The following is a 16,572-nucleotide window of genomic DNA, read 5'->3' as shown; positions in this document are numbered from 1 at the left end:
CGCCGGCTACTGCGGAGTGAGCACGATCCACACCTGGCCGGGGTGGAAGGTCATCGGCCGGCCGTCGAAGGTGAAGCTGGTCGGGTCGGCGTCGGTCGGCCGGGACCAGGTGCCGGTGTAGGAGTCGCCGTCGCGCAGCACCACGGCCTGGCCGGTGCCGACGGTCGGGGCGTAGGGCGAGAGTTGGTCGGGCACGTCGTGGAAGCCGCGCGGCGAGGTGGTCTCGGCGACCTTCTGCAGCACGATGGTCGGCGCGCCGAGCGGACCGCCGTCGGTGGTGGAGGCGGCCTTGCCGTCCATGGCGATCAGGTACTCGCCCTTGCCCGCGTCCCAGGTGAAGGTGAAGGACGCCGCGGGCATGCGCGCGGTGGCGGTCGCGGTCGGCACGCCGCCGGCCGGGGCGTCGCCGAAGCGGAATCCGACGTCCTTTGCGGCGGCGGTGTTCGGGAAGTCGGTCAGCACCTTGGTCGGGTTCAGGTACTCGTTGTACGGGGCGATGCGCGAGTCGTCGCGCGAGAAGGCGGCGCCGTCCTGGTCGGGACTGGCGTTGAAGACGTTCGCGGAGGCCAGCACCGGCAGGAACAGGCTGAGGGCGCCGGAGTAGGCGAAGTCGACCTTGCCGTACTGCTCGAGGATCGGCAGGTCGCTCTCGCGGGCGCTGCGCACCGGTCCGATCTTGCCGCCGGCCGGGAGGTGGTTGGCGTCGTATATGGCCAGGAAGCGGGACAGGCCGCCCTCGACTTCGATGGCGTAGACGACGTCGGCGGAGGCCAGGCCGGTCTGCGGGCGCGCGTAGACGATGTTGTCGATCTTGACGGCCAGGATCTTCCCGGCTGCTCCCGGCAGGCCGGTGAGGGGCGAGACGTCGCCGGCGGAGGAGACGGCCGGTGGGGCGGTCGGTGTGGTACCGGTCGGGGAGGCCGCGGGCTTTTTGTGGCTGGTGCCGCAGGCGGCGGAAAGGCCGAGGGCCGCGGCGCAGCAGAGCAGCGCGGTGGCGCGGGTGCATGCGTTGCGGCGGCTGCCGGTGCCGGTGCCGGTGCCGGTGCCAGAGCCGGAGCCAGTGCCGGTTCGGGATCGAGTTCGGAATCGGGATCGAGTCGAGGGTCGCATGGGTCGGTCTTCCTCCCCGTCGGTGCTTCGCACAGAGCGACGATTTCCCTTTACCCGATTTGCCTCATCTCGATGCGGGCGGCCAGTCCACGGCCAGCCGGACGTGCTTCCTGGCGACGAGCAGGTCGGCTCGCGGTTCCGGGGCGCCGGCCGGCCAGGCGGTGATCACCGGTCCGGAGCCGAGGCGCTGTTCGTCGTTCCACGCGGTGATCTCGGCGGCCAGCGCGGCGGCGAGGTCGGCGGCGTCCGGCCCGAAGGCGTGCGCCCCGAGTTCGATGCGGCCGTCGGGGCGCGGGCGCGCGATGAGGTGCGCGAAACCGGTGGCCGTGGCGACCGCGGGCGTGGCGGCGGCCAGCGCCGGCTCCAGGGGTTCGGTGCCGGGGGCGCCCGGCGCGCCCGGGACAGCCGGCGCTCCCGGAACGAGGACCGTGAGCTGGCAGTAGCCGGGGAAGGCGGTGGCGAGCCAGAGCGGCAGGGTGTCCCACGGCTCCCAGCGCCACACTCGGACGCCGGACCAGCGCTCGGCGCGCGGGGTCCGCAGATGCGCCTCGATCCGTGCGGCCTCGGGGATCGCCCGCAGGTCGTCGGCGTCGATGACGAGGTCGCCGTCGTTGAGCGTGAGCCCTTTCTCGGCGTGGCTGCCGATGCCCTGCATCTTGACGAAGCCGCACAGCTGCGTGGAACGGCTGATCAGGCGGTCGCCCTCGCGGTCGAAGGCGATGGAGCGGGTCATGCCGTGCAGCAGCAGCGGCACGACGAGGCGCCCGCGCGGCGTCAGCTGCCGGGCCCAGGCCGGCGGCAGATCCCAGGCCTCGACCGTCACCACGATGCGGTCGTACGGCGCACCGGCGGCCACCCCGGCCTCGGCATCGGCGGTCACCACGCGCACATCGGCGTAGCCGGCCTCGTCCAGACAGCGCCGCGCGCGCTCGGTCACCGCCGGATCGATGTCAACGGTCGTCACCTCCCCGCCGGCCCCGGCGAGCTCGGCCATGAGCGCGGCGTTGTATCCGCCCGACCCGATCTCCAGCACCCGCATACCGGGCCGGATCCCGGCCTGCTCCAGCATGATCGCCTGAATGTCCGGCGCGCTCACCGAACTCGTCGGCACCCCGAACCGGTCGCGCTTCACGAACACGACCTGGTTCGCGTACGCCTGCTCCAGTGACAGCCCCGGCGTGAAGGTGTGCCGCGGCACGGCACGTACGGCGGCCGCGACCTCGGGCGTGGTGACGGCGCCCTCGGCCACGAGGCGGTCGGCGAGGGAGTCGCGGAAGGCGGCGGCCTGGGCGTCGTCGGGGGCGCGGTGGGGGAGGAAGCGGCGGCGCTTTGGCCGGCGGCCGCGCGCGTCACCATCCCGTTCGTCCTCACCCCCGGTCCGGTCCGGGTCGGCCGTCGCCACCAAGGCCACCTCCTCGCATCAGCCTTCTTCCCCCTCGGCGTAGAGCGAGTAAGCCTTTTCATACTGTGTTCCCTCCTCCGGGTGCCGCGGCAGCGCGGGATGGGGTCGGCGGCCGGCGTGCGCGATGGTCCGGACGGCGCCTCGGCTCAGGGGGTGCGCGTGCCGGTCGCGGAGCACCCAGCCGCGCAGCGTGGACTCGTGGCCGCCGGCCGTGTGGCGGGGGTCGCGGCAGCTGCGCAGCAGCAGGCCGATCGGCGCGCCGGTGAGGGCGCCGAGGACCAGCAGGCCGCCGAAGGTGGTGCCGGCGCCTTCGCGGTCGGTGCGGCAGCGGCGGCCGCGGCGGGTCAGGGCCAGGTCCGCCGCCAGGCCCGGGTCTGCCGACAGGCCGGGGTTCGCGGTCAGGCTGGGGTTCGCGGTCAGGCCGGGGTCGGCGGTCAGGCTGAGGTCCGCCGGGCCCGGATCGGGGCCGCGAGCGTGCGCCAGGCAGGTGGCCAGATGGTCGCCTTCGGGGGCGGTGCGGGCCAGGCGGTCCACGAGGTCGGCGGCCAGGCGGCGGGCGGCGTCGATGGCGGCCAGCGGGTCCGGCTCGGATTCGGCCGCGTCCCAGATCGCTCGGCCGGCTCGGCGGCGGACCTGGTCGGGGTGTCTGATCCAGCCTTCAGCGGCGGCGGCGGCAGCGGTGGTGCGGGCGGCGGTCATGGTCAGCCTCCTGATGGTGAGGGTTCGATCACTGTTTCGACCACCGTAGCGGAGGGTTCCGACAAGTCGGTATCTTCCAGGTCAAGACGCCTCACAGCGGGCACAGCGAGGATCAGCGCGACCGTCGCGAACTGGAACACCGCCCCGAACGCCAGGAACGCCGCCACCCCGAACGCCGAGCCCAAGGGCCCTGCGATCACCAGGCCCAGCGGCCCGAGCGCGAACGCGCCGAGCGTCTGGTACGCCGTGATCCGGCCCAGCACCTCGACCGGCACCCGCTGCTGCATCACCGTGGTGTCCAGCGCCGACCCGACCGCGCCGCCGACGCCGGTGACCGCCGCCGCGGCGCACACGAACGGCAGCGGCAGGCTGCTGGCCAGCAGCGCCGGGGTGAACACGTACCCGAACGCGGCGACCAGCGAGACCAGGAACGGCCGCCTCGGCCTGCGCCCCAGCAGCGCCAGCCCGCCCAGGATCGCCCCGGCGCTGTTCGAGGCCAGCACCAGCCCCCACGCGCCGGCCCCGCTCAGCCGGTGCTCGGCCACCACCGGCCCCAGCACCAGGTACGGCGCCCACACCAGCGCATTGAAGAACCCGAACTGCACCGTCGTCAGCCACAGCCAGGTCCGGGAGCGGAACTCGTCCCAGCCCTCCCGCAGGTCCCTGATGATCGTGGACCCCTCGCCGGGCTCGGGCTGCGGCACGTGCGCCAGCCGCAGCAGCACCACGATGCTCACCGCATAGCTGGCGCTGTCGAAGAACAACACCGACGCCGGCCCCGTGGCCCCGCCGAAGACCGCCGCGATCATCCCGCCGAGCGCCGGCCCGGCCACCCCCGCCCCGGACACGGCCACGCTGAGCAGCGCGTTGGCGTCGCCGCGCGGCCCGGCCGGGATCAGCCGCGGGATCAGCGCCTGCAGCGACGGACTGAAGACGCCCTCGCCGACGCCGGACAGCACCGACGCCACGATCATCGCGGTGAGCGTGGCGTGCCCGGTGAGCACCAGCAGGCCGAACGCGGCCTGCGCCGCGCAGCGCAGCAGGTCCGAGGCGATCATCACCCGCCGCCCGCCGAGCCGGTCGGCGAAAACCCCGCCGAGCAGCAGGAGCAGCACCACCGGCACGATGCGCGCGGCCATCACCCACCCCAGCCCGCCCGGCCCCACGCCGGTGTGCAGGACGGCGAACGCGATGGCCACCGGGGCCATGGCGCTGCCGAGCTTGGAGGTCAGGTAGCCGGTGAAGAACCAGCGGAAATCCTTGTCCGCCAACGCGGAGAACATTCGAGACACAGCACGGAGCGTGGCCACTTCGCCCGCGGCCGCTCAAGAGTTTTCTGCGACCAAGTTGAGTCTCTTTGCCTAAAGGTTATATGAGGTGCCGTCTGCCGCAGTAAACACCCCGCCTAACCTGCTGTATTACACTTCCTAGAAAAGAATCGCAGGGAGGGGACAGGACAGTGTTTACTGCGGTAGCTCCGGAATTCGCACCTCCCGTCGAATACGCGGTCGCGGTCGAGCGGTTCCTGGCCTCGGCGGGCCTGAGCGCCGCCTCGCAGCGGGTGTACCGGATCGCGCTGACCACCTGGGCCTGGATGCTGGTCGACCGGCCCTCCCCGGTCGGCGCGGCCCGTCGCGGCGCGCCGGCACCCGTGGTCCCGCTCGCCCTGCTCGACAGCGCCTCCGCGCCGTCCCGCCTGGAAGCCGGATTCGCAGCCCGCGAAGCGGCGGTCGGCGCCCGCACCGCGAACCGCGAACTGGCGATCCTGCGCAGCGCCCTGTCCTGGTGGCGGGCCCGCGAATGGGTGACCTGCGACCCCACGGCCGCGATCCGCCGGCGCGCCGCGACCGCCCCGGGCGTCGAACCGCTGACCGACGACCAGGCCCGCGCCGTCCTCCGCCTCCCCGTACCGCTGCGCGAGCAGGCACTGTGGCACGCCGTCTACGACAGCGGCGGCGGCATCGAACGCATCCTCGCCCTCGACGTCCACGACCTCGACCCGAACCGCCGCCGCACCCACCCGCGCCTGGCCGGCGAACCACTGCACTGGCGGGCCGCGACCGGAGCCCTGCTGGCGATCCTCGCCGCGGGCCGCCCCTCCGGACCCCTGTTCCTCACCGACCGGCGTGCGCCGGCCGACACCCCGGCCAGCGACCGGTGCGCGGTGACCGGCCGCGGACGCCTGTCCTACCGCCGCGCCGCGGAGCTGTTCACGGCCGCGACACAGGGCCTTGACGCCACCGGCCGGGGCTGGACCCTGCGCCAGCTGCGCCGGGAATCCAGCTGACGCGCCGAGCACCGCGTGCCAGGCTGCTGCGGGTGACGGCTGAACCAGTGTGGTGGCCGCGGGCCCCGACGGTGGCCGCCGGCCGCGTCGCGGTCGTGACGGTCTCGTACAACACCCGCGAGCTGACCGCCTTCCTGCTGTGGTCGCTGCGCACCATCGTGGCCTGGCCCGACCTGGAGATCGTGGTCGTGGACAACGGCTCCGGCGACGGATCGGCGCAGTACCTCGCCGAGGCGGCGCGCGCCGGGGTGTGCACCCTGCTCGCCAACGACGGCAACCGCCAGCACGGCCCCGGCCTCAACCAGGGCATCTCCCACCTCGCCGCCCGGCCGGGCCCGCATCCGGAGTGGGTCTGGGTCCTGGACTCCGACGTCGTGGCCACCCGCCCCGACGTGCTGTCCGCCGCCGTCGGCACCGCGCGCGAGCACGCGGCGGCCCTGGTCGGCGAGCCGCAGCACGACCGGTGGCACGCCGACGGCCGCTTCGGCCTGTTCTCCCTGCTCATCGACCCGGCGGTGGTCTGGCGCGGATCGGTCGGGCCGTTCACCGACGGCGGCGACCCCTCGTCCGACCTGCTGGCCTCCGCCGCGCGGCAGGGTATCCAGACGGCCGCGTTCCCTTTCACCGCCGACGGCCATGTCATCCACCGCGGGCGCGGCACCCTCGCCGCGGTCCACGCGGCCGGGGAGCGGGACCACCCGCTGTATGCGTGGGCTGAGACGCATCACGCGGCGCACTATGCCGAAGTCCCCGGCGCGGACCAGCGGTATCAGGCGCTGCGGAGCAGGTTCCGCAAAGAAGTGAGCCTCATATAAGCATCCTTAAAGCCTCTCCTGCGCTGGACGGGTGATTCGGCTCCGCAGTCCTCCCTTGGCGCGTTAAGGCCGATGGACAATGGGTGCATAAGGTGACCTATGGAGCCTGATGAGGGGGCGTGGCCGCTGCCGCGTCATCGTCTCGAACGTGAAGACGCGCCCGAGTGGGGGGAGGACCAGCCGGAACCGGAACCGACGCACTCCGCCCGCATCCCCGCCCTCGATGGCCTGCGCGCCCTGGCCGTCGCCGCTGTGCTCCTGTACCACGCCGGCCTGTCCCGCGTCCGCGGCGGCTTCCTCGGCGTGGACGTCTTCTTCGTCCTGTCCGGCTACCTCATCACCGGACTGCTGGCCCGCGAGTATCTCGCGACCGGCGCCGTGGCTCTGCGCCGGTTCTACCTCCGTCGCGCGCGCCGCCTGCTGCCGGCGTTGTTCGTCGTGCTGGCCGGGGTCTGCGCCTATGTGGTGCTGTGGCTGCCGGGCGAGGCCGCGGGCCTGCGCGGCGACGCCACCGCCTCGCTGTTCTATGTGACCAACTGGTGGTTCGTGGCCAAGGGCCAGTCCTACTTCGGCGGCACCGGTCGGCCGAGCCTGCTGCTGCACCTGTGGTCGCTGGCCGTGGAGGAGCAGTTCTACGTCGTCTGGCCGGCCTTCCTGCTAGTGGCGCTCGGCCGGTCGTCGGGCCCCGGCGAGCACGCCGCGCGCCTCAGGGCTCTGTGGTGCGGCGTCGGCTGGGCCACGTTGCTGGCCGCGTGCTCGGTGGGCCTGACCGTCCTGCTCTACTCGCCGTGGCGCGATCCCTCCCGGGTCTACTACGGCACCGACACCCGCGCCTTCGAGCTGCTGATCGGTGTCGTGGTCGCGCTTGTGCAGATCGCTCGCGAGAAGTCGCACACGGTGCGTCCGACGACGCTTCCGACGGCGCGTCCCAGGGCACAGCAGGCGCGCATCGCCGTGGAGTCCGCTTCCTTCCTCGCCCTGGCCGGGATCCTGTGGGCCTTCGTCGCGGTGCCGGCCAGCTCGCCGAAGCTGTATCCGGTCGGCCTGATCGCGGTGTCCGTCGCGTCCGCCGTGCTCATCAGGACCCTGGTGGCCGGCACCGCGGTGTCCGGGCTGCTGTCCGGCAGGCCGCTCGTGTGGCTCGGCGAGCGCTCCTATGCGCTCTATCTGTGGCACTGGCCGATCTTCGACGTCACCCGTCCCGGCGCCGATGTGGCCTGGCCGCCGCAGACCGTGCTGTTGGTGCGCGTGCTCGTGTCCGTGGTCCTCGCCGACCTGACCTACCGCTACGTCGAGACGCCGATCCGCCACGGCGCCCTCTGCCGGGCCGCGGTCCGGGCCCGCGAGGCTTTCGGCCGCCGCGAACTCGGCGTCCCGCTGGCCACCGCCGGATCGGCGCTGGCCGTGCTCGCGGCGGCGGCGATGCTCACCGACACGCTCGTCACCACCGCCGCGGCGCACCCGGCCGACGTCCGGGCCGTCGCCGTCGACAACAGCCCGGCCGCCGCCCTGGACGAGCCGCACGGCGCCGCCCCGCAGCCGCAGCCGCACACGGCCGTGGTCGGGGATACCCCCTCCTACCCGACCGTGATGCCGCCGCGTCCGGCGCACCCGCCGCGCGTGGCCCTGATCGGCGACTCGCAGGGCATGACCCTGTACCTGAACCGGCCCCCGGACACCGCCGAGTACATCCGGCTCCTGGACGACACCACCGAGGGCTGCGACTTCCTCGGGGGCCGCATCACCAGCAGCGCCGGCGACCGCCGCGACCTGGACGCCGAATGCGGCGACACGGCGGCCAAGTGGGCCTCCCGGGTGGCCCGCGACCACGCGGACACCGCGCTGATGATGGTCGGCGCCTGGGACCTGTTCGACGAGCAGGTGGACGGCGCCGACCTGCCGTTCGGCAGCGCCGGCTGGGACGCCTACTTCGACAGCCGGCTGGCCGCCGCCGTCAGCACCCTGAAGGCCACCGGCCTGCCGCAGCTCGACCTCGCGCTGCCGCCCTGCTACCGGCCGGTGCCCATCAGCGGCAGCTCCGGCGGGCTGTGGCCGGAGCGTGGGGACGACTCGCGGGTCGCGCACGTCAACACCCTGCTGGCCGCCTACGCGCAGGACCCGGCGCACCACGTCCGGGCCGTGTACCCGCCCTCGCAGTTCTGCCAGGACCCGGCGATCGCCGCCAGCCGCGCCTACCGCTGGGACGGAGTCCACTACTACAAGCCGGGTGCGCGTCTATATTTGCGGAACGCGATCCCGCAACTCCTGGAGGCGAAGACGTCGTGATCATCCCGGCGAACCAGGCCGCCTGGCCGGACCTGCAAGCGGTGCTCGGGTCCGCCAACTGCCACGGTCGCCGGTGTTACTGCCAGCGCTTCAAGAGCCCCGGCAGCGATTGGAAGAACGCCTCCGACGAGGAGCGGGCCTTCCGGCTGCGCGCGCAGACCTCCTGCGGCGACCCGGAGGCCCGCGACACCAGCGGCCTGGTCGCCTACCGGGACGGCGAGGCCGCCGGCTGGGTCGCGGTCGAGCCGCGCACCGCGTTCGGCGCGCTGCGGCGCAGCCGGGTGGTGTGGCCGGGACGCGCCGAGGACAAGGGCGACTCCGGGGTCTGGGCCGTGACGTGCTTCCACACCCGGCCCGGCTACCGGAACCAGGGCATCGCGGGGGAGTTGGCCCGGGCCACGGTGCCTTTCGCCCGCGAGCGCGGCGCCAAGGCGCTGGAGGCGTACCCGATGGTCACCGAGCCCGGCGAGCCGGTGCCGTGGGGCGAGGCGCATGTCGGGACGAAGGCCATGTTCGAGGACGCGGGGTTCGTCGAGGTGGGTCGGCCGACGCTGCGGCGGGTGGTCATGCGCGTCGACTTCTGAGGATCTGTCGGATTCTCAGGATCCGAGGACTTGTCGGATTCTGCGGACCCGTCAGGGCTGCGGCGCGCGCCCCCGGACCAGCGGCAGGAAGATCTCGTCGACGATCTCGACCAGCACCGCGTCGGGGACTTCCGGCAGGCCGCGCAGCGCGTACTCGCCGCGCAGGATCGTGAGCGGAACCGAGGCCACGCGCGGGTGGACGGCCTGCGGCGGCGCCTCGTTCCGTGCCACCGCGCGCTCCAGGAACGTCAGCCACGCGGCGTCCATGCTGTTGTCGCCGGCGCGCTCGCGGATCAGGGCCAGCAGATCCGGGTCGTCGGTGGCCGCCGCCAGCAGCTCCCGCAGCACGGCGCCCTGCGGCGAGGACCAGGTCGCGTTCGCGGCGCGGAGCAGGGCCAGCGCGTCGCCGCGCAGGGTGCCGGTGTCGGGGACCTGCAGTTCGGCGGCGACCAGATGCCGATAGGCGGCGACGCCCAGCGCGGCCCGTGAGGGCCAGCGGCGGTAGATCGCGTTCTTGTTGGTCCCGGCGCGGTGGGCCACGCGGTCCATCGTCATGCCCGCGTATCCCGATTCGCGCAGCTCATCGGCGGCTGCGTGCAGGATCGCGTCCTCCAGGGCCGCGCCCCGGCGGCGGGTGTCGGGCGCCATCGCCGGACCCTCCTCTCCAGAATAGGGTACGGTCAGTACCCTAAGTTTTCGTGATCGGAGACAGCGATGCGCGCTTTCGGCGTCACCTACGACACCGGCTTCACCTCCGCCGGCACCACCAACCACGAACCGTTCCTGCCCGCCATTGTCCAGCGTGAGATGCGGGTGATCCGCCAGGACCTGCACTGCGACGCGGTCCGGATCACCGGCGGGGTCGCCGACCGGCTGGAGACCGCCGCGCGGGCCGCGGCCGAGGCCGGGCTGGAGGTCTGGTACTGCCCGTTCACCAACGGTCTGAGTCGGCAGGAGCTGTTCGCGTTCCTCCTCGATGCGGCCGAGCGTGCCGAGCGGCTGCGGGAGGCCGGAGCCCGCGTCGTCTTCCTCACCGGATCGGAGATCACGCTGTTCACCGACGGGTTCCTGCCCGGCGCCACCTTCCAGGAGCGGGCGGCGATCCTCGGCGATCCCGCGCGGTTCCGGGCGTTGCTGCCGCAGCTCAATGCCGAACTCAACGCCTTCCTGGCGCGCGTTCTGCGCGAGGTGCGGGCCCGGTTCCACGGCAGCGTCGGGTACGCCTCGGTCCCGTTCGAGGCGGTGGACTGGACGCCCTTCGACCTGATCGCCAGCGACGGCGGATACCGGGACGCCACGAACGCCGCCATGTTCCCCGAGGCGCTGCGGGCGCAGGTGGCGCAGGGCAAGCCGTTCGCCGTCACCGAGTTCGGCTGCGGGGCCTTCCGGGGCGCCGCCGCTCTGGCTTCGCGGGGTGACGCGATCCTCGAGTGGGGCGAGGATGCGCGGCCGGTGCGGATCGCGGAGGGGACCGTCCGCGACGAGCAGGAGCAGGCCGGCTACATCGGCGAGATGCTCGGTATCTACGACGCGGCCGGCGTCGACGCGGCGTTCGTCTACACCTTCGCGCGCTGGGACCTGCCGACCCTCGGCGACCGCGACGATGAGCCGGAACGCGACTTCGACGCCGGGAGCTTCGGGATCGTCAGGGTTCTGCCACCGGGTGTCGCGCGGGGGGAGTACGCGGAGTTCGGGTGGGAGCCGAAGGCGGCCTTCGGCGTGGTGGCGGAGTTCGGGGCGGCACGGCAGCATGGATCGGGCTTGCTTCAGTAGCTTCACTGACGACCGCGTGCCCACCGCAGGAGAGAACGTGCCCACCGCAGCGCTGCAGATCCCCACCCCCGACGGCCAGGCCGACGCCTTCGCCGCGTATCCCGACGACGGCGAGCGGCATCCGGGAGTGCTGTTCTACATGGACATCTTCGGTATCCGGCCGGAGTTGGAGCGCAAGGCCCGGGAACTGGCCGAGCACGGGTACTACGTCCTGGTCCCGAACGTGTTCTACCGCGACGGGTCGGCGCCGCTGGTCGAGCTCCCCGAGTTCGTGACCCCCGCGGTGCGGGAGAAGGCGGTCGCGCAGTTGCTGCCGCTGGTCCACGCGCACACCCCTGAGCACGTGCTGCGCGATGCCGACGCCTATCTGGGCTTCCTCACCAGCCGGCCCGAAGTGGCCCCCGGACCGGTCGCGACCATCGGCTACTGCATGGGCGGCGGCCTCGCACTGCGTACCGCGGCGGCCCACCCCGGCCAGGTGGCGGCGGTCGCCGCGTTCCACCCCGGCAAGCTGGTCGGCGACGCGCCCGACAGCCCGCACCGCGAGGTGATCCCGGCGATCACCGCCGACGTCCACATCGGCCACGCCGAGACCGACATGCGGCCGGAGGCCGTCAGCGAACTGAACCAGGTGCTGGACGCCTCGGGGGTGCGCTACACCTCGGAGATCTACCCGGGCACCGTCCACGGCTTCACGATGTCCGACACCTCAGCCTTCGACGCCGCCGGATTGCAGCAGCACTGGGACCGCCTGCTGGCGCTGCTGGCAGGGGCGTTCGCTACTCGGCGATGACGGGGCCGAGCGCTGCGGACAGGTCGTTGTAGTCCACGGGGCGCAGCGCTCGCCAGGCCAGATCACCGTTCTTGTCGATGATGAGGGTGGACGGCAGGAACCCCAGCGAGGTGAAGCCGGCCAGCTTGGTCAGCAGCGTCTCGCTGTCGTCGTCGAACAGGTTCGGGTAGCTGATCTGCTTGGCCTTGACGAACGCCTTCGCCTGCCCGGCGTTGTCACGGGTGTCGACGCCGACGAACTGCACACCCTTGTCCTTGAACGCCTGGTAGGCCTGTTCCAGGTACGGCGCCTCGGCCTCGCAGGAGTCGCACCACGACCCCCAGATGTTCAGCACGACCACCTTGCCCTTGAACGAGGCCAGGTCGAGCTTGGCGCCGTCCAGCGTGGTGCCGGAGAGCACCGGGACCGGCTTGCGGTGCCCGACGGCGATGGCGTCGGCGGTGCCCAGGCCCTCCTTGTTCTTCGGCCCCGACCCGCCGCAGGCGGTGAGGCTGAAGGCCAACGCGGCGGCCGAGGCTATGGCGACCGCCGGGCGCTTCTTGGGCATCGTGCGCAGCATTGAGAAAGTCTTGCATGCCGCTGTCGGGCGCTCACATCAGGGTCGTGCTCACATCAAGGTCCGCTCATCCTCCGCCACCACCCCATGCCGCACCGCCCACAAAGCGGCCTGCGTCCGATCGGCGACCCCGAGCTTCATCAGGATGTTGGACACATGCGTCTTCACCGTCTTCTCGGCCAGCACCAACGCCCGCGCGATCTCCCGGTTCGAGCGCCCCTGCGCGATGAGCACCAGCACCTCGCGCTCGCGCGCGGTCAGCGGCGGCGCCTGCGGGCCGGGCTCGGCGCCCCCGCCGCTGCCAGAGTCCAGCAGTGCGGCAGCCACTTCCGGCTCCAGTAGCACGTGGCCGGCGTGGACCGAGCGGACCGCGGCTGCCAGGGCGGCGGGGTCGACGTCCTTGTAGACGTAGCCCCGGGCGCCCGCGCGGATGGCCGGGATGATCATGCGGCGGTCGGTGAAGCTGGTCACCACCAGGACCCGGGCCGTGGAGCCGGCCTCGCGCAGCAGCTCCATCGCGCCGACGCCGTCCACGCCGGGCATCACCAGGTCCAGCAGGATGACGTCCGGCTTCAGCTCGGCGGCCTTCTCGGCGCACTCCGCGCCGTCCGCCGCCTCACCGGCGACCTCGATGCCGTCCTGCAGCTCCAGGAACGTGCGCAGGCCCTGGCGGACCATGCTGTGGTCGTCCGCGATCAGTACCCTGATGACCTCAGGCCGCGCGCCCACGGTCCACCTCCAGACGGATCGTCGTGCCCTCGCCGGGAGTGGATGCCACGTCCAGGCGTCCGCGCACCGATTTGGCGCGGTCCCGCATCGACACCAGGCCCAGGCTGCGGCCGGCGCGGCGGACCGCGGCCGGGTCGAAGCCGACGCCGTCGTCGACCACTTCCAACAGCGCGCCGCCGCAGGCGTTGTTCCCGGCGGGGCAGTGCTCGCTCAGGCGGACGCCGATGGTCTTCGCCTCCGCGTGGCGCAGGGCGTTGTGCAGAGCCTCCTGGGCCACGCGCAACAACACCTCCTCGGCGGCCGGGGACAGGGCTTTGACGTCGCTGCCCTCGAACCTGACGCGCGGCCCGCCGGCGGTCTGGTTCACCCGGTCCAGCACCTCGACGTGCTTGCGCAGCGTCGTCGCCAGGCCGTCCTCCTCCAGCTCGGCCGGCCGCAGCTCGACCACCACCGAGCGCAGCTCCTCGGCGGCCTCCTTGGCCAGGGTCGCGACCTGCTCCAGCGAGGCGCGGGCCCGGGCCGGGTCGGCGTCCAGGACGTCGGCGGCGGCCTGGGAGGTCAGGCGCAGCGCGAACAGCTTCTGGGCCACGGCGTCGTGCAGCTCGCGGGCCAGGCGGTTGCGCTCGCGGGTGATCGCCAGCTCGCGTTCGCGCTCGTAGAGCCGGGCGTGGCGCAGCGCTATGGCGGCGTGGCCGGCCAGGACCCCGAGCATCTCCTCGTCGTCCTTGGTGAAGCCGCCGGGCTTGTTGGCCAGGAACAGCGCGCCGAGGATCTCGTCGCCGTCGCGGATCTGCTGACCGAGGAACGCGTCCATCTCCGGGTGGGCCTTGGGCCACCAGCGGAAGCGCGGGTCCTTGCGGATGTCCGGCAGCCGCTGGGGCGCCGGGTCATGGAGCATCACGGCGAGCATGCCGTGCTGGCGCGGCAGCGGCCCGATCGCGGCCCACTGCTCGTCGGTGACGCCGTCCACCAGGAACTGCGCGAAGCTGCCCGCGCCGTCCGGGACGCCGAGGGCCGCGTACTCGGCGCCGATCAGCTCGCGGGCGGTGGCCACGATCGTCTGCAGCACCTCGTCGGTGGCCAGGTGGCGGCTGACCGCCAGGACCGCCGCGGACAGCCGGCGCATGGTGTCCAGCGCGTTCTGGGGGCCGGCCGTGGTCTTGCCGCGAACTCCTGCGTCCATATCGACAAGGTATCGCCGATGATCGCCGTGCCCCATCGGGCCGGGGACCGGTCGGGCCTAGGCCGCTGGTCCTAGGTCCAAGGGCCCTGGATGATCCCGGTCCCGCGCCCGATCCGGGCGGCCGGTCCGCGGAGCAGGGTGAAGGGCATGAACACCACTACGAAGCGAACCGAGCAGGCCCAGACGGCCCAGACGGCCGAGCGGGTCCCGGACGGCGCCTGGGGCGGCAACCCGGTGGCCGTCATCACCGGCGCCTCGCAGGGCCTGGGCCTGGCGCTGGCCCGCGGGCTGGCCGAGCGCGGCTGGTCCCTGGTGATCGACGCCCGCGGCGCCGACCGCCTGGCGGCCGCGGAGGCGGAGCTGTCCGGACTGACCGCGGTCGTCGCGCTGGCCGGCGACGTCACCGACGACGCGCACCGCGCCGACCTGGCCGAGGCGGCCTCCGAACTCGGCGGTGCGAGCCTGCTGGTGAACAACGCCTCCAGCCTCGGCGGCTCGCCGATGCCGGCGCTCGCGCACTTCCCGCTGGAGGCGCTGGAGCAGACGTTCGCGGTGAACGTCGTGGCGCCGCTGGCCCTCACCCAGCTGCTGCTCCCGCAGCTGCGGCAGCACGGGGGAGAGGTCATCAACATCTCCTCCGACGCGGCCGTCGAGCCGTATGAGGGCTGGGGTGGCTACGGGGCGTCCAAGGCGGCGCTGGACCACGCCTCGGCGATCTTCGGGCTGGAGGAGAACGCCCGGGGGCAGAACCCAGTCCGCATCTGGGCCGTCGACCCCGGCGATCTGCAGACACAGATGCACCAGGACGCCTTCCCCGGCGAGGACATCAGCGACCTGCCGCTGCCCGAGACCGTGGTCCCGGCCTTCCTGCGGCTGATCGACGAGCGCCGGCCCTCGGGCCGTTACCAGGCCTCCGACCTGCTGCCCCAGACCGCCGCGGCCGATGTGGAGGTGGCCTGAGATGTCGGTGCTGCTGCACGAGCCCACTGTCGTGAACGCCACCTCCTCGCGCGAGTCGGCGTCGGCCGAGCCGGCGCCGGCCGGCCCGCTGGGCGCCGGGTTCCGCGTCTCCTCCGACCTGCTGGCCCGCAAGCCCGCCGAGGCCCGCGGCCTGGACCGCGACGGGGTGCGGCTGCTGGTCGCGCGCGGCCGGGGGGCCGACGACCCCGAGGTCGAGCACTACGTGTTCACGGACCTGCCGGACGTGCTGGAGCCCGGCGACCTGCTGGTGGTGAACAACTCCGGGACGCTGCCGGCCGCACTGGACGCGGTGGACCCCGAGACCGGAACGTCGGTGGTGCTGCACGTCTCGACCGGCACGCCGCAGGACCCGGACGCCTGGATCGTCGAGCTGCGCCGGCCCATGGGCGACGGCTCGACCAGGCCCTTCGCCCTGGACCCGGACTCGCAGGACCCAGATTCGCAGGACCCGGATTCGCAGCAGCCGGACTCACAGGACCCGGACAGCCCGGCCGCCCCCGGCCTGCGCCTGCGCGTGACCGGCGGCGCGACCGTCACCCTGCTGCGGCCCTACACGCCGCGGCTGTGGGTGGCCCGCCTCGACCTGGGGATGTCGGTCGCGGACTACCTGAGCCGCCACGGCCGCGCGATCCGGTACGACTACGTCGACCGCGACTGGCCGATCGCGGCGTACCAGACGGTCTTCGCCGCGATCCCCGGCAGCGCCGAGATGCCCAGCGCGGCCCGGCCGTTCTCGGCGGAGGTGGTGGCCCGCCTGGTGGCCAAGGGCGTGTACATCGCACCGATCACCCTGCACACCGGCGTCGCCTCACCCGAGGCCCACGAGAAGCCCTACGCGGAGTGGTACTCGGTCCCCGAGGCGACCGCGGAGCTGGTCAACCACGTCCGCGCCCGCGGCGGCCGGGTGATCGCGATCGGCACGACCGCGGTCCGTGCCCTGGAGTCTGTGGCAGACGAGGAGGGGACGGTCCACCCCGGCCAGGGGTGGACCGAGCTGATCATCACGCCGCAGCGCGGGGTGCGCGTCGTCGACGGCCTGCTGACCGGGTTCCACGAGCCGGAGGCGTCGCATCTGCTGATGCTGACGGCGATCGCCGGGCCGCGGCTGATCCGGGCCGGCTACGACGCGGCGCTGGCGGGGCGGTATCTGTGGCACGAGTTCGGGGACGTGAACCTGCTGCTGCGGCGCTGAGCCGGACCGGCGATGGCTTCATGAACAGGGGTGGGATACCGGCGGGGGGGGGGGGGGGGGGGGGGGCCCCCCCCCCCCCCGGGCCCCTGGCCGCTGCGGGACCAGGCTGCGCACGTGCCCGAATGAGTGCGGCGGGCCATGTCGGCGCTGGGCCGCTGGGTACCGTACAACGCGAAGTAGCG

Annotated in this window: 16 protein-coding genes; 8 read left to right on the top strand and 8 right to left on the bottom strand. The window is 73.1% G+C overall.

Annotation, left to right across the window (positions count from 1 at the left end):
* Positions 1 to 6: 6 nt before the first annotated feature.
* The 4 genes from ABH926_RS37795 to ABH926_RS37780 all read right to left on the bottom strand — a co-directional run bounded on the left by ABH926_RS37795 (position 7) and on the right by ABH926_RS37780 (position 4,494).
* On the bottom strand, positions 7 to 1,110 hold the full coding sequence (locus ABH926_RS37795; protein WP_370370772.1) for a DUF3048 domain-containing protein: 1,104 nt from the start codon (positions 1,108 to 1,110) through the stop codon (positions 7 to 9).
* Between the two features lie 64 nt (positions 1,111 to 1,174).
* Positions 1,175 to 2,512: a methyltransferase, FxLD system gene (gene fxlM, locus ABH926_RS37790; protein WP_370370771.1), complete on the bottom strand. Its 1,338-nt coding sequence runs from the start codon at positions 2,510 to 2,512 to the stop codon at positions 1,175 to 1,177.
* Between the two features lie 18 nt (positions 2,513 to 2,530).
* Positions 2,531 to 3,211 carry a hypothetical protein gene (locus ABH926_RS37785; protein WP_370370770.1) on the bottom strand — a complete coding sequence of 227 codons (681 nt, stop codon included), beginning with the start codon at positions 3,209 to 3,211 and terminating at the stop codon, positions 2,531 to 2,533.
* A 2-nt stretch (positions 3,212 to 3,213) separates the two neighbouring features.
* Positions 3,214 to 4,494 carry an MFS transporter gene (locus tag ABH926_RS37780; protein ID WP_370370899.1) on the bottom strand — a complete coding sequence of 427 codons (1,281 nt, stop codon included), beginning with the start codon at positions 4,492 to 4,494 and terminating at the stop codon, positions 3,214 to 3,216.
* Between the two features lie 176 nt (positions 4,495 to 4,670).
* Here ABH926_RS37780 and ABH926_RS37775 point away from each other — a divergent pair, with 176 nt between their 5' ends.
* The 4 genes from ABH926_RS37775 to ABH926_RS37760 all read left to right on the top strand — a co-directional run bounded on the left by ABH926_RS37775 (position 4,671) and on the right by ABH926_RS37760 (position 9,183).
* Positions 4,671 to 5,498, top strand: a complete 828-nt coding sequence (locus ABH926_RS37775; protein ID WP_370370769.1) for a hypothetical protein — start codon at positions 4,671 to 4,673, stop codon at positions 5,496 to 5,498.
* A gap of 32 nt (positions 5,499 to 5,530) precedes the next feature.
* Positions 5,531 to 6,313, top strand: a complete 783-nt coding sequence (locus ABH926_RS37770; RefSeq protein WP_370370768.1) for a glycosyltransferase family 2 protein — start codon at positions 5,531 to 5,533, stop codon at positions 6,311 to 6,313.
* Positions 6,314 to 6,412: 99 nt separating this feature from the next.
* Positions 6,413 to 8,599, top strand: a complete 2,187-nt coding sequence (locus ABH926_RS37765; protein WP_370370767.1) for an acyltransferase family protein — start codon at positions 6,413 to 6,415, stop codon at positions 8,597 to 8,599.
* Positions 8,596 to 9,183, top strand: coding sequence for an N-acetyltransferase family protein (locus tag ABH926_RS37760; protein ID WP_370370766.1), 588 nt, complete (start codon positions 8,596 to 8,598; stop codon positions 9,181 to 9,183). Before ABH926_RS37765 ends, ABH926_RS37760 begins: the two co-directional genes overlap by 4 nt.
* Before the next feature lie 51 nt (positions 9,184 to 9,234).
* Here ABH926_RS37760 and ABH926_RS37755 read toward each other — a convergent pair whose 3' ends face one another.
* Positions 9,235 to 9,831 (bottom strand): TetR/AcrR family transcriptional regulator, encoded by a 597-nt coding sequence (locus ABH926_RS37755; RefSeq protein WP_370370765.1) that lies wholly within the window; start codon positions 9,829 to 9,831, stop codon positions 9,235 to 9,237.
* 66 nt (positions 9,832 to 9,897) lie between these two features.
* Here ABH926_RS37755 and ABH926_RS37750 point away from each other — a divergent pair, with 66 nt between their 5' ends.
* Both ABH926_RS37750 and ABH926_RS37745 read left to right on the top strand, forming a co-directional pair.
* Entirely contained in the window at positions 9,898 to 10,956 is a 1,059-nt protein-coding gene (locus ABH926_RS37750; protein ID WP_370370764.1) for a hypothetical protein, read from the top strand.
* 37 nt (positions 10,957 to 10,993) lie between these two features.
* Positions 10,994 to 11,749, top strand: a complete 756-nt coding sequence (locus ABH926_RS37745) for a dienelactone hydrolase family protein (RefSeq protein ID WP_370370763.1) — start codon at positions 10,994 to 10,996, stop codon at positions 11,747 to 11,749.
* On the opposite strand, the gene ABH926_RS37740 is transcribed toward ABH926_RS37745, so the two are convergent.
* From ABH926_RS37740 to ABH926_RS37730, 3 genes are read right to left on the bottom strand one after another with little or no spacing between them, the layout of a single operon-like run.
* Positions 11,736 to 12,296, bottom strand: coding sequence for a TlpA family protein disulfide reductase (locus ABH926_RS37740; RefSeq protein WP_370370762.1), 561 nt, complete (start codon positions 12,294 to 12,296; stop codon positions 11,736 to 11,738). The genes ABH926_RS37745 and ABH926_RS37740 overlap by 14 nt on opposite strands.
* Positions 12,297 to 12,356: 60 nt before the next feature.
* Positions 12,357 to 12,983, bottom strand: a complete 627-nt coding sequence (locus ABH926_RS37735) for a response regulator (RefSeq protein ID WP_370370898.1) — start codon at positions 12,981 to 12,983, stop codon at positions 12,357 to 12,359.
* A 34-nt stretch (positions 12,984 to 13,017) separates the two neighbouring features.
* Positions 13,018 to 14,160 carry a GAF domain-containing sensor histidine kinase gene (locus tag ABH926_RS37730; protein WP_370370897.1) on the bottom strand — a complete coding sequence of 381 codons (1,143 nt, stop codon included), beginning with the start codon at positions 14,158 to 14,160 and terminating at the stop codon, positions 13,018 to 13,020.
* Between the two features lie 204 nt (positions 14,161 to 14,364).
* Between ABH926_RS37730 and ABH926_RS37725 the strand changes: the two genes are divergently transcribed.
* On the top strand, positions 14,365 to 15,177 hold the full coding sequence (locus ABH926_RS37725) for an SDR family NAD(P)-dependent oxidoreductase (RefSeq protein ID WP_370370761.1): 813 nt from the start codon (positions 14,365 to 14,367) through the stop codon (positions 15,175 to 15,177).
* 1 nt (position 15,178) lies between these two features.
* Positions 15,179 to 16,390, top strand: a complete 1,212-nt coding sequence (locus tag ABH926_RS37720; RefSeq protein WP_370370760.1) for an S-adenosylmethionine:tRNA ribosyltransferase-isomerase — start codon at positions 15,179 to 15,181, stop codon at positions 16,388 to 16,390.
* The last annotated feature ends 182 nt before the right edge of the window (positions 16,391 to 16,572 follow it).

The sequence above is a fragment of the Catenulispora sp. GP43 genome (assembly GCF_041260665.1).
Classification (GTDB): Bacteria; Actinomycetota; Actinomycetes; order Streptomycetales; family Catenulisporaceae; genus Catenulispora.
The sequence above is the reverse complement of the archived record's forward strand: the minus strand, read 5'-3'. Positions and strand labels throughout refer to the sequence as shown.

Excerpts from the sequence above, each read along its gene's own strand:
- ABH926_RS37735 (WP_370370898.1), bottom strand. The coding sequence starts at position 12,983 with ATGGTCCGCCAGGGCCTGCGCACGTTCCTGGAGCTGCAGGACGGCATC.
- ABH926_RS37765 (WP_370370767.1), top strand. The coding sequence starts at position 6,413 with ATGGAGCCTGATGAGGGGGCGTGGCCGCTGCCGCGTCATCGTCTCGAA.
- ABH926_RS37725 (WP_370370761.1), top strand. The coding sequence starts at position 14,365 with ATGAACACCACTACGAAGCGAACCGAGCAGGCCCAGACGGCCCAGACG.
- ABH926_RS37785 (WP_370370770.1), bottom strand. The coding sequence starts at position 3,211 with ATGACCGCCGCCCGCACCACCGCTGCCGCCGCCGCCGCTGAAGGCTGG.
- ABH926_RS37755 (WP_370370765.1), bottom strand. The coding sequence starts at position 9,831 with ATGGCGCCCGACACCCGCCGCCGGGGCGCGGCCCTGGAGGACGCGATC.
- ABH926_RS37720 (WP_370370760.1), top strand. The coding sequence starts at position 15,179 with ATGTCGGTGCTGCTGCACGAGCCCACTGTCGTGAACGCCACCTCCTCG.
- ABH926_RS37730 (WP_370370897.1), bottom strand. The coding sequence starts at position 14,160 with ATGCGCCGGCTGTCCGCGGCGGTCCTGGCGGTCAGCCGCCACCTGGCC.
- ABH926_RS37750 (WP_370370764.1), top strand. The coding sequence starts at position 9,898 with ATGCGCGCTTTCGGCGTCACCTACGACACCGGCTTCACCTCCGCCGGC.
- ABH926_RS37780 (WP_370370899.1), bottom strand. The coding sequence starts at position 4,494 with ATGTTCTCCGCGTTGGCGGACAAGGATTTCCGCTGGTTCTTCACCGGC.
- ABH926_RS37740 (WP_370370762.1), bottom strand. The coding sequence starts at position 12,296 with ATGCCCAAGAAGCGCCCGGCGGTCGCCATAGCCTCGGCCGCCGCGTTG.
- ABH926_RS37795 (WP_370370772.1), bottom strand. The coding sequence starts at position 1,110 with ATGCGACCCTCGACTCGATCCCGATTCCGAACTCGATCCCGAACCGGC.